Genomic DNA, 18623 nt, shown 5'->3' on the forward strand with positions numbered 1-18623 from the left:
TCTATTTGCCATTCTTTTCGGTTTTTCGCAAAAAAAGCCCTCTCCCTAAACTTGGGCGAGGACCTTGTATCGCATGTTTCTCTATGAAATATGATGTGTTGCCAAATTATGAACCGGGGCCCGGGAAAAAGCCGTTTCGATTTTGCTGCTTCCTCTGCTCCCTGGTTATGACTTTGCCGCAATCAATCGTTTGACAGCCGCTACCTTCTCCTGATCTACGTACTTGAGCGCGCTTCCGGCTTCCCGAACGCCGGTGCCAAAATGGACTTCCGTTACAGCCGTACGACCGACGAAATCAGCGATGTTTGCCAGGCCCAGCCCGCTTCCGGCCAAAATGCTCAAATGCTCCCCAGCGGTCATCCGGACAAGCTCGGCAATCCGTTCCGCTCCATCGATGGCGCTTTTCTGTCCGCCGGAGGTGAGAATCCGCGAAATTTGCGGATAACGCATCAACAGCCGCACGGCCTCCAACTGGTCAGCCGCCTCGTCAAATGCGCGGTGGAATGTCACATCCAGCCCTTTCGCCTGATCCAGCAGGCTTTCCAGCCCTTCCGTATCGATCTGGCCGTCAGGAGCAAGCATGCCGGTGACGATACCTGCTGCGCCGAGCTCGCGAATGATTCGCACGTCTTCGCGCATGACCCGGTAATCGTCAGACGTGTACACAAACGACTGGCTGTGCGGTCTCACCATCACATTGACCGGAATGGATACGGCCCGGACCACAGCATCGATCAAGCCCCAGCTCGGGGTTACGCCGCCCTCCAGTATCCCGGTGATCAGCTCGAGCCGGTCGGCTCCTCCCGCTTCCGCTCGTTTGGCGTCCTCTACAGAGGTCGCGATGACTTCCAACAACATAGCACGGTATCCTCCCGTCCGTTTTCCTGTTATTGTAAAACGCTTCGATGACAAACAGCAACGCCAAGGGCTGATCTTCCGCGCTGCTGGTTGACAATTCTGCCTTGCCCGTCTATTGAGCGAGCACGTAGTCCGCGAGCAGTCTCGCCCCATATCCGGTGGCACCCATGACGCGATAGCCTCCGGTGGCTTTCGCCTGTACAGGGGGAGCCATGTCGATGTGCACCCATTTCATGCCGGCGGCCACAAACCTGCGGATAAACAACGCGGCGACAATCGCTCCACCGTAGCTGATCGGACTGATGTTGGTCATGTCGGCATAGTCGCTTTTCAGCAATTCTTCGTAATCGTCTACCAACGGCATCGGCCACAGTCTGTCTCCACAGTCATTACCTGACGCGATGAGCTTGGCAGTCATCCCGGAATCTCCCCAAATACCGGCCAGCTTTAAGCCGAGCGCTTCCCCGACATTCCCCGTCAGCGTGGCAATATCGATTGCCTGCTTGGCTCCCAGCCTGTCGGCGTGAATCAGGGCATCGGCCAAAATGAGACGCCCCTCTGCATCCGTATTGGCCGTCTGCACAGAAAGACCGTTGGGGTAGCGGATCACATCCGATGGCAAGAAGGCTCCGCCGTCCGGCACGTTTTCTGCGATCGGCAGAAGCACCAGCAGATTGGCCCTTGCCTTTACGGAAGTGAGGATGTCCAGCGCGCCCGCGACAGCAGCCGCTCCGCCCATATCCATGCGGGCGTCGCTGATATCCCGCCCGGCCTTGACATTCATGCCGCCCATGTCAAAGGTGACTCCTTTTCCGATCAGCGCGGTCAGCGGCAGGGACGGGTCGGTGCAGTATCGGATTTCCACCATAGCCGGCGGATGGACGCTGCCTTTGCCAACCGTGATCAGGCCAACCATCTGCAAACGCTCCAACGCCTCCCCGCGATGAACCGTCACATCCACGTCTCGTGCGGCGAAATGGTTCTGCAGCCGCTCGACAAAGGAGACCGGCGTCAGCTGATTGGGCGGTTCATTCACGAGATCGCGGGCAAAGCATGTACCCTTTGCACGGATACGGGCCCATTCGATCGCCTGCTCCGCCTTTTCTGCACCCGGACAAGCGATATGCAGCATAGAGACACTCCGTTCTTGCGCCTTTGACAAATACCGGTCAAACACATATGTACCGAGAAGCCAGCCCTCTGTCCAGGCTGTGACGGCGCTATGACGGTCCAGTCCGGCAGCAAACAGCGGCTCCAGCGAATCAAACGTCACACATGCTTCTGTAACCCTTTCCTTCTCCGCGGCCCGACCCGCATTGCCCGCCGCATCGCGCAATGCCTCCAGGTCAAAACGCGCCCGCTCCCCTAGTCCGATAATGAGCTCATGCCCTTCTTCTCCGCGGCCAAAAAACCAGGTGACAGCTCCCTTCGCTTTCATGTGCGGGCGCAGCGCATACGGCAGGTGCTCTGTTGGCGAGTCTTGGAAAAGCAGGCGGATCGTGACTTCCATCTCCCGCTGCTGTCCAACCGAAATGTCCATCCTCTTCCATCCCTTTCTTCTTGCCTGGTCATGCAAGCGGCATGCAGACAGCTTGCGGCGTTATTCAGGCAACAGGTTCACGTATCATGCTGCCCTCATCGTCTTATCGTTTTTCCAACTGAAACACCGTGCGCTTTTCGCCAACGACCAAATGGTTGTCATTTTTAATCTCGCTTGGCACCAGCGCACGCAGGCGTTCAATGGTGTCCTTGTTCTCGTAGTTGATCTGCTCCAAAATCGAGGCGATTACCAGCGGCCACACCAGTTCAGAGCCATCCAGAACCTTCAGGGCAAAGCTGATGCGTTCTTTTTTCAGGCCAAAGCCGTATACCCCCATCGCGCCCCCTTTGGCAATGATGTTGGGATCGGTCAGCAGCGCTGTGCAAACGAAATTGTGGCTCGCGATGATGTCGGGATTGGCTGACATCCATCCGGTAATTTTCACGACTGCCTCTCTCGTTTCTGCGTCCGCGATCAGATCGGGACAAGCGAGCTTCAAATACGCTTTGGCGATGTTCACGAGCGGCACGGCAAAAACAGGGAAGCCGCACCCGTCAACGCCGAGGCCAATCTTGTCCTTTGGATACTCAGCCAGATAAGCAAACGCTTCCAAAGCGCTTTGTTGGGCAGGATGGCTGACATCGTAATAGCTGTCTGTCGGATAGCCCATCTCTTTGGAAAGGGCGAGAAAGCCCAGGTGTTTGCCGGAGCAGTTGTGGAAAAGACGGCGCTTCGGCACGCCTTCGCGCAGGCAGGCGAACTTCGGTTCTTCGTTGAGCGGATAGGTCGGGCAGGTCAGCAATTCTTCTTCCGAAATGCCGGTTTTTTTCAGGATCGACTCCAATCCTTCCATATGATACGTCTCGCCGCGATGGGAAGCGGCAAAAAGGGCGGCTTCACGGCTGGTCAGCCCGAATTTTTCGTCGATTTTCTGTTTGGCGACCGGGATGGCCTGGAACGGCTTTGCCGCCGAGCGGAGAAACGTCATATGCTCTTCGCTGCCCGCGGACAAGATGACTTTTCCTGATTCGTCTACGCCGCAGATGACGCCAAAGTGGATATTCTCCAGCACTCCACCGCGGTATTCTTCCACCAATGTGCTGTAATTCATTTCTAATCACCAACTCTGTCTTAATGGTATGTGTGGAAAGGAAGGACCAACAGTACAGAATTAATCCACTGATGGTATTAAATAATGGGTTAACCTGAAAAACTAGTGGAGGCAATGTGGGAAGATGGAATAGAAAACGTCAAAGAACCATATTTCCTCATTTAATTTCTCCAACCATGTTATTAATTTGATAGTAACAGTCGGGTATAGCATCGTCAACTTTCTTTTTTCAACTTTCGAAATTGAAGGTCTTGGGAGAAAAGGCTGGCTTTGATGAAGGAGATTGAAACAGGGAGAAAAATGCTCAGGGTACGGTGCTCTGGGAATTGACTGTCCGGATCTAAAAGAAAGTCCGTCCTATGCTCACATGCACAAGACGGACTTTTGCTTTCTATAATTGCTTTACCGCTGCTTGCAGCAGGGAAGCCGCATGCTTGTTGTACTGCTGGATCAATGTGTTCAGATGGCGGTCCAGTTCGACACTCGGCAGCGGGACGGGGAGCTGTTCGAATGCCCTGCCGTTTACGATGATCCGCGTGCTCAGCATGCTTCGCTGGGATTCATCGAGGGCTGAAAGGGCCAGAGGCTTTGCTTTGTAGCTGCCTTTTCCGGCCTGGGCTTTGAGCAGCTCTTGGAAAAACAACTGGTGATAATCCGCATAGATGTCTCCCTGGTAATGGCCGCCCCGCTCACGCACAAGCCCGCGTTTGGTCGCCCAATCTACCAACTGCTGCTGGGTCAGCGACTTGCCGCTCGTTCCCTGGACGACATTATGCATCAGTGCGTAAAAGTCGGTTCCCGCAAAATCCGTACGGGCGGGATCTGGCTGCAGAATTCCTTTTCCGGTCAGGAAAGCCAGCACTTCCCGCTTCCCGGAACCGGTCGGAAGGTCGAAATACAAGGCCAGATTGGCAAAGAAGTTCGCCTCTCCGCTGAGTTCGCGATCCCACTTGTACGGCTTGCCGAAATCTACCAGCTTCAGCGGATCGCTCTGAAGCATCTGCTGGTAGGCAGGAAATGGCTGGGCGGTTACGTTTTGATACGTGACTGTCGGCCGTTTGGTCAAAAGAGCGGTGCGAAACAGCTCGGCGCCGTTCGCGTCCAGATAGCCAAACTTGTCCTTGGTCGTAAAGACAAATGGTGCCGGAAGCTGTTCCACGCCAAGCATCGGAAACACCTGATCCATCGGCTTGATCGATTCATACGCCGGAGGAGCGGCTGTCCGCCAGTCTTTGCTTAGCACGCCGAGAAGTCCCGTTTTCTTGTCCCGATACGTGACGAGTTTCGCACCGCTGTACGTGGACAAAACCTCAAGCCGGCCGTAGCTTCCACTCGTCATCTGCTTCAAATCGGCCGAGTAGACGTCCCATCCGCCCGATTTCTGGACAAACAGTCCGGACTGCGATTCTTCCAGCCGATAGTTTTGCACTTGCTCCAGCCTGGCTGCAATCTGTCCGCTCGCCAATACCTCAAGATCAAAGCTGCCATCAGCCCTTTGCAGCGCGATCAGTTGCCGATCCCCCCATGGCTGAATCGAAACGCTGCGATACACAAAATCTGTCAGCGCTTCTATTGCCCCGCCCGCTACGCGGATGAACGCTTGCTGCTGTGTCCCTTTTTTCATCCCGGCTGCATACATGCTTTCTCCCGACGGAAAGAGCGTTACTGTCGTCCCTTCCTGTGGAGAATGGGTTGCCGGAAGCTTGACATCCGCTGTCAGCAGTGTCCCCTCCGCCGTGTACAGGTCGGCTTCTCCGGCACTGAAGGCCACGACGAGTTTTCCGCCTGCAGCCACATTGGCCCCCTGGTAAGCGTGACTGCTGATCGGCTTGCCGCTAGCTGTGTCCACGAGAAAGACTCCTTCTCCAGGCTTATAAATAAAGGAAAGGGCATCCGTCAGCCGCTGCGGTTTGGGCTCAGCCGTGTCTTGCGAAGTGCCGTCTGGCCGGTATTCGCGCGTCGATCCGTCCGGTCCCTGGACCAGCACGCGCCCGAATTTTGAGTCATAGCGGACGATTGTGCCCGACTGCGGCGGGACGAGAAGCCCTTTTTGCTGCGAATAGAGTCCGGTCTTGCTCCCGTCCGTAACACTGACGAGGTCGTATCCCCCGAGCGTCGTCACCGCATCAAACCAGGCATCCGGCTCTTTTACCGGTTTTCCCCACGCTGCGCGCAGGATGCCCTTTTTGCCATCGGAGCGAACCAAGAGCCACATCGCCGGTACCCCTTCCAGGCGCGGATACTCAAACGGCACTACCGTTTCACCGCTGATCCGTTTCACTCCGTAACGGGAGGTTGTCGGGTCCTGCCCCAAAACGTAGCCGTCATGCAAATATTTGGCCCCTTTCTTCAATGAAAAGGAGGTACCGGATGAAATGGAGTGGTACGTCTCCAGATCGCCCTGCAGCACTACATAACCGTCTGCCATGTCATGCTCGACTCTGACCTCGGCGTACTGCGGCTCGGCAAGCATCCGGCCATCCTTCCACAAGCCGCTTCCTTTTTGGTTTTGCACGCGAAAAAAACCACTGCTGCCCATCATTTGGACGCTTGTGTATTGCGGCTGCAGGACGTACTTCCCGTTTACATCGACAAGACCGTATTTGCCGCCGACGATCACTTTGAAATAGGGCATTCGATTCCCGTCGCTCGGAGCCAAGGTCGCCTTGGGCAGGGAAAACATCGGCTTAACCGTTACTGGATCATAGACCGTAAGCTGTTTCGCCGTCGTGGTGACCAGGTACCGTGTCGTCTCTTCCTCGCCGTTCTTTCCCGGCTTGGACAAATCGGCAAACTCGATTTTTCCCGCGAACGGAGCAATCAGGGTCCGGCCGGATGGATCGAGCAGCATCGAGGTCTGGCCCTGCATCAAAATAATGCTCGGATAGGCCTGAGACAAAAAGAAGGTATGTGCTCCCGCGTACTTGCTTTTCGAGACGCTTTTTTTGGCTAGATCGATGTATTGAAACCATCCGCCATTGCGAACCACTGCAATCTGCTTTTGTTCAGGAATCTCCACATCGTCCCAGATTGGCGGAGTCAGCTCCTTTCCGGTACGGGCATCGAGGATTCCCCTCTTCCCGTTTTTCACTACGGTGTAATAGAAGCCGACTTTGGAAAACTCGTCATAGACGGCCTTGGTGACCAGCGCTTGTCCGTTTGTAAATCCGATTTTATAGTCGGTGATGTAAGGCTGAATGGAAGCGAAGCTGGCTGCTTGCCCCGGAACAGCCCATGCATTCCAGCTAAGTGCAGCAGCCGCGCAAAGTGCAACAATGCGTTTTTTCACATCTGTTTTCCTCCTGACGTGTCAGCAAAATGTTGGTCTATCTTTGACGCTGGCGGAGGAAAAATGTTGCACGTGCGGAAGGAATGTTTGTTGCTTCACCGTTACCCCCGCCTTTACTCTGCCTTGTTCAAAAAGTGTCTTACCAAAAGAAAAAGAGCCCTTCGTCTGCACGACTCGGGCCCTCTTTCATTTGTCTATTTATTCACAGCGAGACTTACCCATTCTCACCAAAATGCTTGTCGTACCATTTGATCAGCGCCTGGGTGCCGTTGTCTTCCAAACCTTGTTCCGCGAGCTCTTGGTACAGCGAGAGGGACAGCTCCAAGCCGGGCGTCGCAAGCCCCATCTCTTTTGCCGCTTCCAGCGCAATCGAAATATCTTTGATGATATGCTTGATATAAAATCCGGGGGCAAAGTTGCCTGCGATCATGCGTGGAGCCAGATTGCTCAAAGACCAGCTTCCTGCCGCTCCCGCCTCGATGCTCTTCAATACGTTTACCGGATCGAGCCCTGCTTTTTTGGCATACGCGATGGCCTCGCAGACCCCGATCATATTGGAAGCGATCGCGATCTGGTTGGACATCTTCGTGTGCTGACCGGCTCCGGGGCCCCCTTGCAGGATGACGTTGGTTCCCATCAGTTTGAAAATCGGTTCCATCGCCGCAAACGCTTCCGAGTCACCGCCTACCATGATCGTGAGGCGGGCCTCTCTGGCCCCCACGTCTCCGCCGGATACAGGCGCATCCAGGGAATGCAGAGAGCGTTTTTTGGCTTCTTCATAGATTTTTTGCGCCAGAGACGGCTTGGAGGTGGTCATATCGATCAGGTAGCTGCCCGGCTTTGCATGGGCGACAATTCCTTTTTCTCCGAGATAGACTTCCTCTACGTCTTTGGGGTATCCTACCATCGTGATAATGACATCCGCTTCGGCAGCCAGCTCCGAAATCTGATCCTTCCATACGGCTCCCTGCGCCAACAGCTCCTCCGCTTTTTGCTTGGTGCGGTTGTACACGAGCACCTCATACCCTGCTTTCATGAGATGGGCGGCCATGCTTTTGCCCATCACCCCGATACCCACAAACCCGATCATCTTTCCTGCCGTATGTGCTGTCATTTCGTTTCTCCTCTCTCTACTGCGGTGTTCCAAATTTTTAACTTCTCTTTACTTTCCGGAATTTCCTTCTATCCTTTTCTTCAGCCATCTTATGCTGGCTACGGAGCAGAAAAGCCGGTGCATTGAGTCCACGGCCCTCCATCTAAAGGTTCGATTTTCATTTCAAAGCTTCCATCTTCCGAGCTTCCGGCTGATGGTCGATTGATCGACTCCTAACGCCTCTGCCATTTTGGTCGTCGTGCCGTACTTCTCTTTCGCCATCCCCAGAAGCTGTCTTTCCAGGAGCTCTACAGCCGATTTCAACGGAAGAATATCTGTTACGCTTACCTTTGTCGCAGAAGGCTGGACGTAGTGAAGCATCTCCGGCAGATGATGCGCTTCGATCACATCCTGATCAGTGATGACGATCAGACGCTCCACGATGTTCTGAAGCTCCCGCACATTGCCTGGCCAACGGTATAGATGCAGGCAATCCAGCACTTCCTGCGAGAAGGTTTTCTCTTTTTTGTACTTCTTGGTAAAGCGGTCCCGAAAAAAGATGACCAGTGGAAGGATATCGTCGGTACGCTCCCGCAAAGGGGGAATATGGACCGGAACGACATTCAGGCGGTAGTACAAATCCTCGCGAAAGCGCCCCTGCCGCGTTTCTTCCTGCAAATTGCGATTGGTGGCGGCGATGATGCGGACGTCGATCTTGATTGGCTTGGTGCCGCCGATACGAACCAGCTCATGCTCCTGGAGCACGCGGAGCAGCTTTACCTGGAGCGAAAGGGGCAGCTCGCCGATCTCGTCGAGAAACAGCGTCCCCTCGTTGGCCAGTTCAAACAAGCCGGGCTTTCCTTCTTTTGTCGCTCCGGTAAACGCGCCCTTTTCATAGCCAAACAGCTCCGATTCCAGCAAATGCTCCGGGATCGCCGAACAGTTGAGCTTGATGTACGGCTTGTCCCGCCGGTGGCTGTTTTGATGAATATAAGAGGCGACCACTTCCTTGCCTACTCCCGATTCGCCCAGAATCAGCACGGTGGAGTCCACCTCGGCCATTTTTCCGGCAAGCGTTATTACCTGTTTCATCGCTTCGCTCTTGTAGATCAGTCCCGCTTCCTTTGCGGTCATTTCACTCAGCTTGCGCAATTCCTGCTTGTAGCCCTCAAGCAGCTCCCGGGCGTCCTCCAACTCGGCCTGCAGCCGCCTTTCCTCGGAGATGTCCCGGCAAAAGTTGACGACGCGGATGATGTTTCCCTGCTCGTCCTTGATCGGCGTACCGACGACCATCAGCCGGCCGCCAAGTCCTGTCGTCTGCACGACCTGCACCTTTTCCTTCCTCTCCAGCACCAATCGGGTAATAGACGGTCGAAATACGCCTGTCCGCTCCAGCTCATAAATGCTTTTCCCGACCAAATCTTCCGGTTTGTACCCGTAAATTCTTTCGGCAGATGGACTTACGCGCTGCGTGATTCCTTGACCGTCCGAGATGTAAAACATATCGTAGCTGGTGTTGAACACGGTTTCCAGCTCGAGTGAATAGTACGCCTGCCTTTCCTTATACACCTGATAAAAATGGCGATACAGGTCAATTGTTTTCATCCATCCCTGAATCGTGCCGGCTGAATCGACAAATACCCAGATCTCGTGCACGTTCCACTCGGCTTCACGCGCTTCAATCTCCTCGGCCTGCGACGATCCGACAGAAACGACCCGACCCGGATTCGTTTTCCAAACGGCTCCCGATACAGTAGCGCCATCTTCTGCGAGAATAAACAGCACATCTTCCTGCATGCCTCGGACAGCATCTCTCCATGCGGACTGCGGGCTTGCGGCAAAAGAGGTATTCCATGCTTGCTGCAGCGTCACGCTTCCCCTCCTCTCCGGGATCGAGAAACAGCGCAGGAATACATAATACCTCCCCCAACGATCACACTTCGGACCGTTGCGGGAGGAGGCACATCGCTTCTGTCCCACCATTATACAGAATAGAATAAATTTTTACAATTTTCATTCCTGCCTTATTGATCTTTGGAAATGCCCAGGTATGCGACCGCAAGTCCCATGTAAAAGCGGATCGCCTCCATGTATTTGTCTACCTCTATCCATTCGTCCGGCTGATGGGCCATCGTCGGTTCTCCGGGGCCGTAAATCAGGATCGGAATGTCCAGACGGGGTCCGTAGACAGATGCATCGGTGTAGTAATTGACGCCTCTGACAGTCGACTCCCGGCCCAAATACTGCTTGGCTGTATCCAATGAAAGCTTGATAAACGCATCCTCCGCAGCGGTTGTCACTGCCGGCAGATCGTTCACCGCACGGATGGCGAAACGGGCATTGGCCGGTTCGCATACCTGTTCCAAGAGCAAGTTGAGTCCATCGATGATCTCCGGATGGCTTTGTCCAGGAACGGTGCGGATATCCAGCATCATGGTGCACTGATCTGGCACGACATTTGTTTTTACGCCTCCCTGGATCACTCCGATATTCATCGTCGGTCCGCCCAGCAGCGGATGAGGCTGATAGCTGAAACGATAGCTGTTTAGCTTATGGATGAATCTCGCCATGGCCATGATCGCATTGACCCCCTGATCAGGCATGGAGCCGTGAGCTGTCTTGCCGTACGTCGCTACTTCCAGCCAAAGCGCTCCCTTGTGCGCGATGAACGGTTGATTGTTACTCGGCTCGGAGATCACCATCGCTGTCGCATCATCGATCTGCCCCCGACTTGCAACTGCCTTTGCCCCGAGGCAGTCGACCTCTTCTCCCACTGTCCCCGCAAAGCGCAAGGTTCCTCCGAGCCGAATTCCGGCACGATGCAAATACTCCATCGCAAGCACCATGGCCGCGACGCCGCCCTTCATGTCCGTGCTGCCTCGTCCGTACAGTCTGTTTCCAACCCGCACTCCCCCGAACGGCTCATGCTCCCACTCGATACTCCCGGTCGGAACCGTATCGAGGTGACCGCTGAGGACGAGCACCTTTTTTGACAGGGATGCATCCGCTTTATTCAAGACAGCCAGCAGATTGGCCCGCTGCGGTTCAACTTCATCCAGCTCTGCCTGTATGCCGGCGGCTGTCAGCCTGCGCCTGATCGCTTCGGCTACAGCCGTTTCGTTCCCCGGCGGATTTACACTGTTGATCGCAATCAATTGCTGCAAGAAAGCGACGGCATCCGCTTCGTCGATCAAGGAAAATGCCTGTTCCAACCCGCTCCCGCTTACGGTGTTCTCTCTTTCATTCCCTCTTTCCATTGCTTCCCATCCTCTCCGGTCTTTTTCTCTCTGGGCCTTGCAAGCCGCTCCTGTCGCCTCAAACCGCTATTACTGCCAAATCTACTATTCCAGTTCATTTGTTTCTTCCATATGGCTTGTTCTATGGCTTGTTCTGCAAAACTGCCTGCTTCCGCAAGCCGCCTGTACACTCAAACCGCCTGCTCCGCTTCTTTCCTCACTCCGGTCTCTGCCGCTTTCACCTTGGATTCTTTCAGGATCATAGCGCATACAGCAGCGACAGCGGCCGTCAGCGAAAAGAAGAGGAATACCCGGCTGAAATCCTGCGACCCGTCAGCCTGAACAACCACCAGATAGCCGGCGACAAGCGGCGAGACGAATGAGCCCATTTGTCCGATGCCGTTGGCAAGGCCGGTCGCTCCGCCGACCACCTCGGTCGGGTAGCGTTTTTGGATGTAGGCATAGATCGTGCCAAAGTTCAGGTTGACGAAAAAGCCAGCCAGCAGCAGCATCAGCAAAAGCAAGCCGGTCTGTCCCTTTTCTACGCTCCCCAGAAGGTACAGGACCGGAATGCAGCCGATGTAGGCGATCAGCGCGACAGGCTTCATCCGATGCATGACCTTGTCCATCAGCCAGCCCCCCAGCATCATCGCAAAAAAGGCGACGATATAAGGGGCCGAAGCAAAGAAGCCCATCTCTTTCAGATTCAGGCCATGCTGTTGAACAAGGAAGGTCGTGAGCCAGGTAGTCGTGCCCCAATAAACGGCGCATTGGCAAAACAACAAGACTGTGTAAACATAGAAATATCCATCCTGGAGAAAAATCCGGTTGCTTTTTTTATCCGCCTTTTTCTCAGCGGAAGCTTGCTCTTCCACGGAACTGGCTGAATTTGCATCCATGATATGGGCGTACTCCTCCTGGCTGAGTCTCCCCTTTTCCAGCATCTCCTTTGGCGTGTTGGTGATAAAGTACCACAAGGCCCATATGCCGATCAGACCGGGTATCGCAAGCAGATAAAAGACAGGGCGCCAGGAGCCGTCAAAAAAGTAGAACGAGATGCTTGTGATCAAAACCGGTACGATAGCGGGAGCGACAGCCCAGGAGGTGGCAAAAAAGGAGACGGAACGCCCGCGCTCCGCAATCGGAAACCAGTTGTTGATCGTCCGGCACGCCGGGGCAAAATGATGCCCTTCTCCCAGTCCAAGTCCGATCCGCAATGCCAGAAACTGACCAAAAGACTTCACGGCGCCAGTCAGTGCGGTCACAAGCGTGAAGACGATGATGGCGATATTCATGATTCTTTTCGGACCGAATTTGTCCGCCAAAAATCCTGCGGTCACCTGTGCCAGCGAATACGCAAAGAAAAAGACGGATGCGAGCTGCCCCAGCTCAACAGGTGTGAGATTCAAGTCCTTTTGAATGAAGGGCAAAAAGGTAAGTACCGCAAGCCGGTCAAAGTAGTTGATAATGTACAGCAGCCATAGCACGACCAAGACGATATGCCGGTATCCCCAGGCTTTTTTTACGATAGCGTTCATACACCTCTTCCTTTCAAAGTTATTTGATGAGGCATGCCGTACCCTGCAGCCGCTCTCATGAACGACCTCCCGCCCCCTTTCCCGATGACTTGTAAGCGCTATCAAAAATCATTTCATGCGAAGCTCATAACGCAAGGAGTGTGCCAACGATAGGCTCGGGGCAGCGTTTCGCCGGAAATGGATAAGAATATTCAGACTTCTGCTGTTTCAATATGACAAGGCGGTCTTGCTTTTTATGTAAAAACGCATAATCCGAACGCGTCACCTCTTTTCAAGCGACGAACAAAAATCGCATCACAACAGGATGCACTTGCGTTTATGCACATTTGCATATGAGTTTTGTATGTTTGCATAGCTTTTTCAAACTAGAAGCGGGCATAACTGTCCCGTCTCTTTGCACACTTATCTCGTCACTTTTTGTTTTCACACCTGATTGCATCACGGGCATAAAAAAAGCTGCCGAGACTCTCTCGACAGCCTGGGGCCACCAAATTGGCCCATTTTCCATTCGATTGTCAGTGCAGAGGAGATGTGGGGGCACCGAGATGCCGCACCATTTGCCGACATATTTCCTCCGCCTGGTCATGGATATAAAAATGATCTCCCTCAAACCAAGCAGCAGAATACTCCCTCGATGTAAATCGGCTCCATTCTTCGATTTGCCCCGCATCAATAAGCAGGTCCTGTTTTCCGTTGAAGATCATGAAAGGACAATCGAGAGGTGCATCCCATTTGAATTGGTAGGTCTCTACTAGCTTATAATCGGAGCGGATAATCGGCAAAAACAGTTCAAGCCATTCGCGGTTTTCCATTAATTCTGGCGGAGTCCCCCCCAATTTTAGGATCTCTTGCACCAGCTCTTGCTCAGACAAAACATGTCGTAAAAAATTGCTCTTCACATGAGAGTCCTGCAAAATACCTCTGTTGAGGTTTGCGGATCGGGTAACGCACAGTATTTTTTTTTACAAAAAAGGACTTTAACGAAAAATGCAGTCCATTCTCCTTTAAGAGACGGGCTGCATTTTTTCTGCCAATTTTATCATCCGTTTTACATTTACGACGAAAGCCGTAAGTATTGCCTGTATTCGCATACGAAAGAGACCACGGTACTTGGCCTTGGTCATCCCATGATACCTTTTTAATTCAGCATTTTTGTGCTCAATAATCGGTCTGCGACGAATACGTTCTTTGAACGTATCGCTGTTTTCAAACTCGATTTGCGCCTTGTAGGGTTCCGCCACGATCCGGATGGAGTAGGTCTTGCTCTTTGCTCCTGGTTTGAAACAGCCTTCCCTAAGTGGGCATGTCTTACATTTCTCCGTATCGAAGTAAAAAACGAGAGAACGACTTTTGCCACTCTGCTTGCTGCCTTGGACAGCCTTTCGGATACTATGTTGTCCTGCCGGACAAATAACAAAGTCTGCATCCTTGTTGTACTCAAAGCCCTCTTGCTTCAGTCCCCCATTATGTACGACGGGGTTTAGCGGGACGACAGGTTTAATCCCCTTGGATTTCATCTCGGCCAAGTTATCTTTACCCGAATATGCGGTGTCAGCAATCACTTCTTGTACTTCTATTCCCACGTCAAGCGATTGGTTCAAAAGTTCTTTGAATTGTTTTCCGTCATCCGTACTTCCTCCGGTGACCTCCACAGCCGTAATGATTTCTTCATCCGTCATGGCAATATGCTCTTTGTAGCCAAAAAAGGATTTCGTATTGCTCTTCCATCCAAAGCGGGCATCTGGATCAATGGCCGACATAATGCCTTTATTGGCCAGCAGACGCTCATCTTCCACGATGGCCTTGGCGACCTTGATCTTCTCCGAGATGGAACCCTCATGATCGGGTAACAAAGTCTCGACTGTCTCTCCAAGTTCCGCCAAGTAGTGAAGCATGATCTTCTCGGCACCCTCTTGATCCTTCTTCAACTCCGGTAACCTCGGGAGTTTCTTTTCAAGTTTTGGATGCTTTTTCACCACAATACGGAATAAGCGCTTCGCCGCATCTCGCAGTACTTCAAGAGGCTTTTGTTTTGGCGAAGCTGCCAGTGTATAAGTGGAATCCACGATGATCGTCTTTGATTTCACAAGTCCTTTTTCGATGCACTGACGTACAACCGATTTGAGTACCTCGTCTACGGCTCCGGCTCCTAACCGATGATTACGAAAGCGGGATAACTGAGAGGGGTCAGGAAGGGTATCTTCTGGATTTAAACCTAAAAACCACTTATAAGCGAGGTTTACCTGCGTTTCCTGAATGATGCGTTCATCCGAAAGATTGTAGAGAACCTGTAAAAACAGCAAGCGAAACAGGAGCTCCGGCTCGTTAGCTGGTCTTCCGTAATGCTCACAATAAGAAGAACGAACCAATTCATGAATGAACGTGAAATCGACGATTTCATTGATTTTACATAATGGGTGATCCACGGGAATCAGTTTATATAATTCGGCATGGAAGGATGCCGTGATTTGTTTAGAGGGCTGTAGCAATGGTTCCAACTCTTTCGTTTTCTTTTTATTGTACATCAAAACCCGGTGTCGAAGCGGCACTGGGTTTCAGCCTGTTGAAAACCTACTGTTTCGGAGGAGAAGCATGTTTCCAGGCGGAGCGACTAGCGGAGTCCAGCCGAGCGGAACAGCGAAGCCCGGGGAGACAGAAGCGCAATCCATGAGTAACCTTCGGAGCTGCGCGCCGTTTTGCGCTTCCCCCGGGATCGCTGTGGAGCGGACAGTTTCACATCCTTGCAGGACGTAGACCGGAGCGCAGATCGGAAACATGCTTCTCCCCACTACAGCTACATTCTCGATAATTGAAACCCCAGTACCTAAGGGCACTAGGGTTACGGTTTACAGATATTAGGTGGACTTTTGCAGGGCTCTCTCACATGCGGGGGATTTCTGCCGGATAAAAATAATGCAGCAGGCAAGGGGTGGTCTTGTTTCGCCAGCTCTCTGGCCAACTCCAGTGCGAGTAGATTTCCCATGCTGTGTCCGAAAATGGCGTATGAAGTGGATAATTCATGTGATGTGATATCTTCCAGTAAAACTGGGATCATATTCTGCACGGAATCAATAAGGGGCTCCTTATAGCGTTTTCCTCGGCCTGGCAGCTCCATGGGAATGAGTTCGACTTCCGCAGGCAGGTGTTTTTTCCAGCTCAAATATACAGATGCACTTCCCCCTGCGTAAGGAAGCATAAATAGTTTTCCCTTTCTCATCATCATCTCCAACTCGCTTCCACCTGTTCCTTCACGGTAAACACGATGTTGTCTACCGCTTCTTGTAAACGATACTCGGTCTGCGCATATGTACCGCCGGAAGCTATTACATATCCCAAGCGATGGTACGCATTTTGCGGTATATACACCCGATCTCCCGCTCTTGCGGAAATCGTCACATTCCGTATGCCTGGCATGCTGCGGACCTCCTCAACCCCTTCTACTTTTTGCAACGTACCTTCTTTGCCAGATAGCAGGAAACCGCTGCACAGCTTTACATCGTTTGAACCGCTGTCATCGGTAGGTTTTACTACACACGGCAGACCGATCGCCTTCACCGTTTCAGGGATTTCCTTGGCTGTACGAATAATCGCAAATCGCGGCTGAGCCACATTGGCTTTTGCCAATCGCAACCGGGTTTGCGCCTTGTTGCGACAAACAAGCATGGCTTCCGGCGGATTGCCGGGCAAACCGTACTCTTCTGCTAGCGTCGCAACCGTGACGAGGTAAAATTCGCTTGTCGTCATAATCCCGGCTATCTGGTCTGCGGGTAGCTCTTTTTTAATCGTGGTTCGCAATGCGTCCAAGGAATTGGTGTCACATACGAGAACCCTGCATCCCGTTTCCGCCAGACCCGCATACCTCTCCGGCTTGCTTGTTAAAAAAACGGGGGAAAAGCCCCGCTCTTGCGCCTTTTTCAGAGCAATCATGCCCGTACCTGTCGTATTTGACTCAACGAAGAGCAGGAGCTTTTTCACGTCTGTTCCCCCTTTTGACCGCTGCGTACGACCAGGAGGTCACCACGCTCTCATACGATACCTTGGCCGGTTGAGAAAGCGGTACGGATGAGTTGATGTCCTTATCCCGACGATATTGTTCATCGTATATGGTTTGAAAGTAACGGTCTCCCCGATCGGGGAATATCCCCACGATGTTTGTTTCCGGCGATACTTGGCTGCTCAGCCAGCGGGCCACCGCATATACGGAACCAGAGCTGTTTCCGGCAAAGACCTTTTCGTGTTTGGCCAGCTCCAGCGTCGCAGTGAAGGCCTGCTCGTCGCTGAGCCAGTGAACTTCGTCAACCAGTTCGTGATTAACATTGGGCGCCACCAGACTGTTGCCCAATCCGCTCTGCAGCCGCTTCGGATTATCCGGCTGAGAAAATGACGCTGCCGACGGAATCGACGGCCACTACCCGCAGTTCCGGATTGTACTTGAGCAGCTCTTGGGCAGTTCCGCACAAGGAACCGCCGCTGCCAACGGAGGCGACGAGAATGTCCACTCTGCCAATGTCATCAAGCAATTCCTTCGCCAATGCCGCGTACGCCAGCGGATTGTTGGGATTTTCGTACTGGCGGGGCCAAAAGGCTCCCGGATATTGTTCCAACAGGTCATGCAGCCGTTCCAGGCGGGCACTTTGCCAACCCCGGCCGGTCATCTTTTCCACAACATGAATCTGGCATCCGAGCGATTCCAGTTTTCGAAGGGTGATCAAATCGATTCGCGGATCGGTCACGATATGAACGGGGTGTCCCAGATACGTTCCTACGAGAGCGACACCCAAGGCCATTGTTCCGGAGGAGCTTTCAATAATCGGAGCCCCGTCAGGCAGAATTCCGTCCCGTTTTGCCTCCAAAATAATCTTTTTTGCCACCCGGTCCTTCATCCCGAACAGGTTCATCATTTCCAGCTTTGCGTATACCGGGCCTATCGCATTTTCGTCCAGGCGAAGTTTCACTAACGGCGTTTGTCCGATAGCATCAATAATCGTTGAACGCAGCATGATTGTCCCATCCTTCCTTATAAGACCACGACTGATAAATCATCACTTCGCCGGCCACTTTCTCCAGAAGTGCGCCGGCCGCTGTCAATTGCTCCTGATAGCGGCTGCTCTCAGGTGACAGCAGAAGTCCGAGGCAGGTACCACTATGCGCTACACAAACGCCAAGCGCATCGATTTCTTCGCAGATGCTCAGCATGGCATCAAGCGTCCTCTTGGGCCGAAGTTTCTGGTTAAGAAGCGCACTTTCTGTCGATACTTTCCCCACGGAAGCCAGATCATTTTGCCGAATGGCGATGGTGATGGTATCCAGAAGGCTTTGATACTTCTGTCTTTCTGCTGCTGTAAACGGTTTTGGCAGCTTGTTAAACTCAACGGTATCCACTTCGCCCCCCTCGTCAATGCTGACGATGGTAAGCGGCGAAAGCTCACCGATTGACTCGCGAAGCTGTACCCTCCGGTGGTAAAAGGAAACCACTCCCGGATACATCACACCGTCGGTGGGTTCGATCTGCCGAATGAGCATTTCGAGGAGTGTCACAGGCAGATGGAGGGAATAGCAGTCGGTTATCGCTCTGGCCGTCGCCACCAGATCAGCAGAAGAGCTGGCCAATCCTTTGCCGATGGGAATGTTGCCGGAGATTTTTAATGTGGCTCCCTTTGGCAATGAAAAATGGTCCAGAATAATCTCTGCCAGTCTGCGTGATTTCTGCTTGTGTGACGGATAAACAGATACGGTGTCGCTTTCCGGCTCGGGAACAAACAATGCATGGGCATAACGATTGATCGGAAAGGTAACGAGAAAATCTGAATTGTCTTCCTCCAAAACGCCCTGCAATAACTCGCCGAACGTACCATATGAACTGCCTCTCCCTAACATCTTGGGTTCCAGTGAATGTTTGACTGGATTGCTTTGCGTGTAAAAACTCATATGGACGATTTACCCCCCCACCGAAATTAG

General features: G+C 52.8%; 13 protein-coding genes and 1 pseudogene. All 14 read right to left on the reverse strand.

The features are described 5' to 3' along the window. Window positions 1-165: 165 nt before the first annotated feature. The gene (locus NSQ24_RS20200; protein ID WP_003389538.1) at window positions 166-858 is read right to left on the reverse strand and encodes a copper homeostasis protein CutC; all 693 of its coding nucleotides are present in this window, start codon (window positions 856-858) and stop codon (window positions 166-168) included. A gap of 112 nt (window positions 859-970) precedes the next feature. Beyond that, entirely contained in the window at window positions 971-2398 is a 1428-nt protein-coding gene (locus NSQ24_RS20205) for a leucyl aminopeptidase family protein (RefSeq protein WP_003389539.1), read from the reverse strand. Between the two features lie 103 nt (window positions 2399-2501). Beyond that, the gene (locus NSQ24_RS20210; protein ID WP_003389540.1) at window positions 2502-3509 is read right to left on the reverse strand and encodes an asparaginase; all 1008 of its coding nucleotides are present in this window, start codon (window positions 3507-3509) and stop codon (window positions 2502-2504) included. A 391-nt stretch (window positions 3510-3900) separates the two neighbouring features. Continuing rightward, window positions 3901-6798 (reverse strand): WG repeat-containing protein, encoded by a 2898-nt coding sequence (locus NSQ24_RS20215; protein WP_339166463.1) that lies wholly within the window; start codon window positions 6796-6798, stop codon window positions 3901-3903. Between the two features lie 214 nt (window positions 6799-7012). Then, complete coding sequence (locus NSQ24_RS20220; RefSeq protein WP_227277884.1) at window positions 7013-7945, reverse strand: NAD(P)-dependent oxidoreductase; 933 nt, start codon at window positions 7943-7945, stop codon at window positions 7013-7015. A gap of 129 nt (window positions 7946-8074) precedes the next feature. After that, window positions 8075-9763, reverse strand: coding sequence for a sigma 54-interacting transcriptional regulator (locus NSQ24_RS20225; protein WP_024983395.1), 1689 nt, complete (start codon window positions 9761-9763; stop codon window positions 8075-8077). A gap of 152 nt (window positions 9764-9915) precedes the next feature. Beyond that, a complete protein-coding gene (locus tag NSQ24_RS20230; RefSeq protein WP_003389545.1) occupies window positions 9916-11148 on the reverse strand; it encodes a M20 family metallopeptidase in 1233 nt (410 codons plus the stop codon). 170 nt (window positions 11149-11318) lie between these two features. Further along, a complete protein-coding gene (locus tag NSQ24_RS20235) occupies window positions 11319-12665 on the reverse strand; it encodes an MFS transporter (RefSeq protein WP_122958505.1) in 1347 nt (448 codons plus the stop codon). 515 nt (window positions 12666-13180) lie between these two features. After that, complete coding sequence (locus tag NSQ24_RS20240; protein WP_339166465.1) at window positions 13181-13564, reverse strand: thioesterase domain-containing protein; 384 nt, start codon at window positions 13562-13564, stop codon at window positions 13181-13183. Window positions 13565-13669: 105 nt separating this feature from the next. Next, the gene (locus NSQ24_RS20245) at window positions 13670-15133 is read right to left on the reverse strand and encodes an IS1182 family transposase (RefSeq protein ID WP_172920214.1); all 1464 of its coding nucleotides are present in this window, start codon (window positions 15131-15133) and stop codon (window positions 13670-13672) included. 371 nt (window positions 15134-15504) lie between these two features. Continuing rightward, complete coding sequence (locus NSQ24_RS20250) at window positions 15505-15888, reverse strand: thioesterase domain-containing protein (protein WP_339168066.1); 384 nt, start codon at window positions 15886-15888, stop codon at window positions 15505-15507. After that, the gene (locus NSQ24_RS20255; protein ID WP_327925986.1) at window positions 15885-16640 is read right to left on the reverse strand and encodes a hypothetical protein; all 756 of its coding nucleotides are present in this window, start codon (window positions 16638-16640) and stop codon (window positions 15885-15887) included. The genes NSQ24_RS20250 and NSQ24_RS20255 overlap by 4 nt, the downstream gene beginning before the upstream one ends. Further along, window positions 16615-17665, reverse strand: a pseudogene (locus tag NSQ24_RS20260) (cysteine synthase family protein). Before NSQ24_RS20260 ends, NSQ24_RS20255 begins: the two are co-directional and overlap by 26 nt. After that, a complete protein-coding gene (locus NSQ24_RS20265; RefSeq protein WP_327969909.1) occupies window positions 17643-18593 on the reverse strand; it encodes a kinase in 951 nt (316 codons plus the stop codon). Before NSQ24_RS20265 ends, NSQ24_RS20260 begins: the two are co-directional and overlap by 23 nt. Window positions 18594-18623: the final 30 nt, after the last annotated feature.

Source organism: Brevibacillus sp. FSL L8-0520 (genome assembly GCF_037963895.1).
Lineage (GTDB): Bacteria > Bacillota > Bacilli > Brevibacillales > Brevibacillaceae > Brevibacillus > Brevibacillus borstelensis.

Coding starts and splice junctions, on each gene's coding strand:
- NSQ24_RS20200 (WP_003389538.1), bottom strand. CDS start 858: ATGTTGTTGGAAGTCATCGCGACCTCTGTAGAGGACGCCAAACGAGCG.
- NSQ24_RS20205 (WP_003389539.1), bottom strand. CDS start 2,398: ATGGACATTTCGGTTGGACAGCAGCGGGAGATGGAAGTCACGATCCGC.
- NSQ24_RS20210 (WP_003389540.1), bottom strand. CDS start 3,509: ATGAATTACAGCACATTGGTGGAAGAATACCGCGGTGGAGTGCTGGAG.
- NSQ24_RS20230 (WP_003389545.1), bottom strand. CDS start 11,148: ATGGAAAGAGGGAATGAAAGAGAGAACACCGTAAGCGGGAGCGGGTTG.
- NSQ24_RS20235 (WP_122958505.1), bottom strand. CDS start 12,665: ATGAACGCTATCGTAAAAAAAGCCTGGGGATACCGGCATATCGTCTTG.
- NSQ24_RS20250 (WP_339168066.1), bottom strand. CDS start 15,888: ATGATGATGAGAAAGGGAAAACTATTTATGCTTCCTTACGCAGGGGGA.
- NSQ24_RS20265 (WP_327969909.1), bottom strand. CDS start 18,593: ATGAGTTTTTACACGCAAAGCAATCCAGTCAAACATTCACTGGAACCC.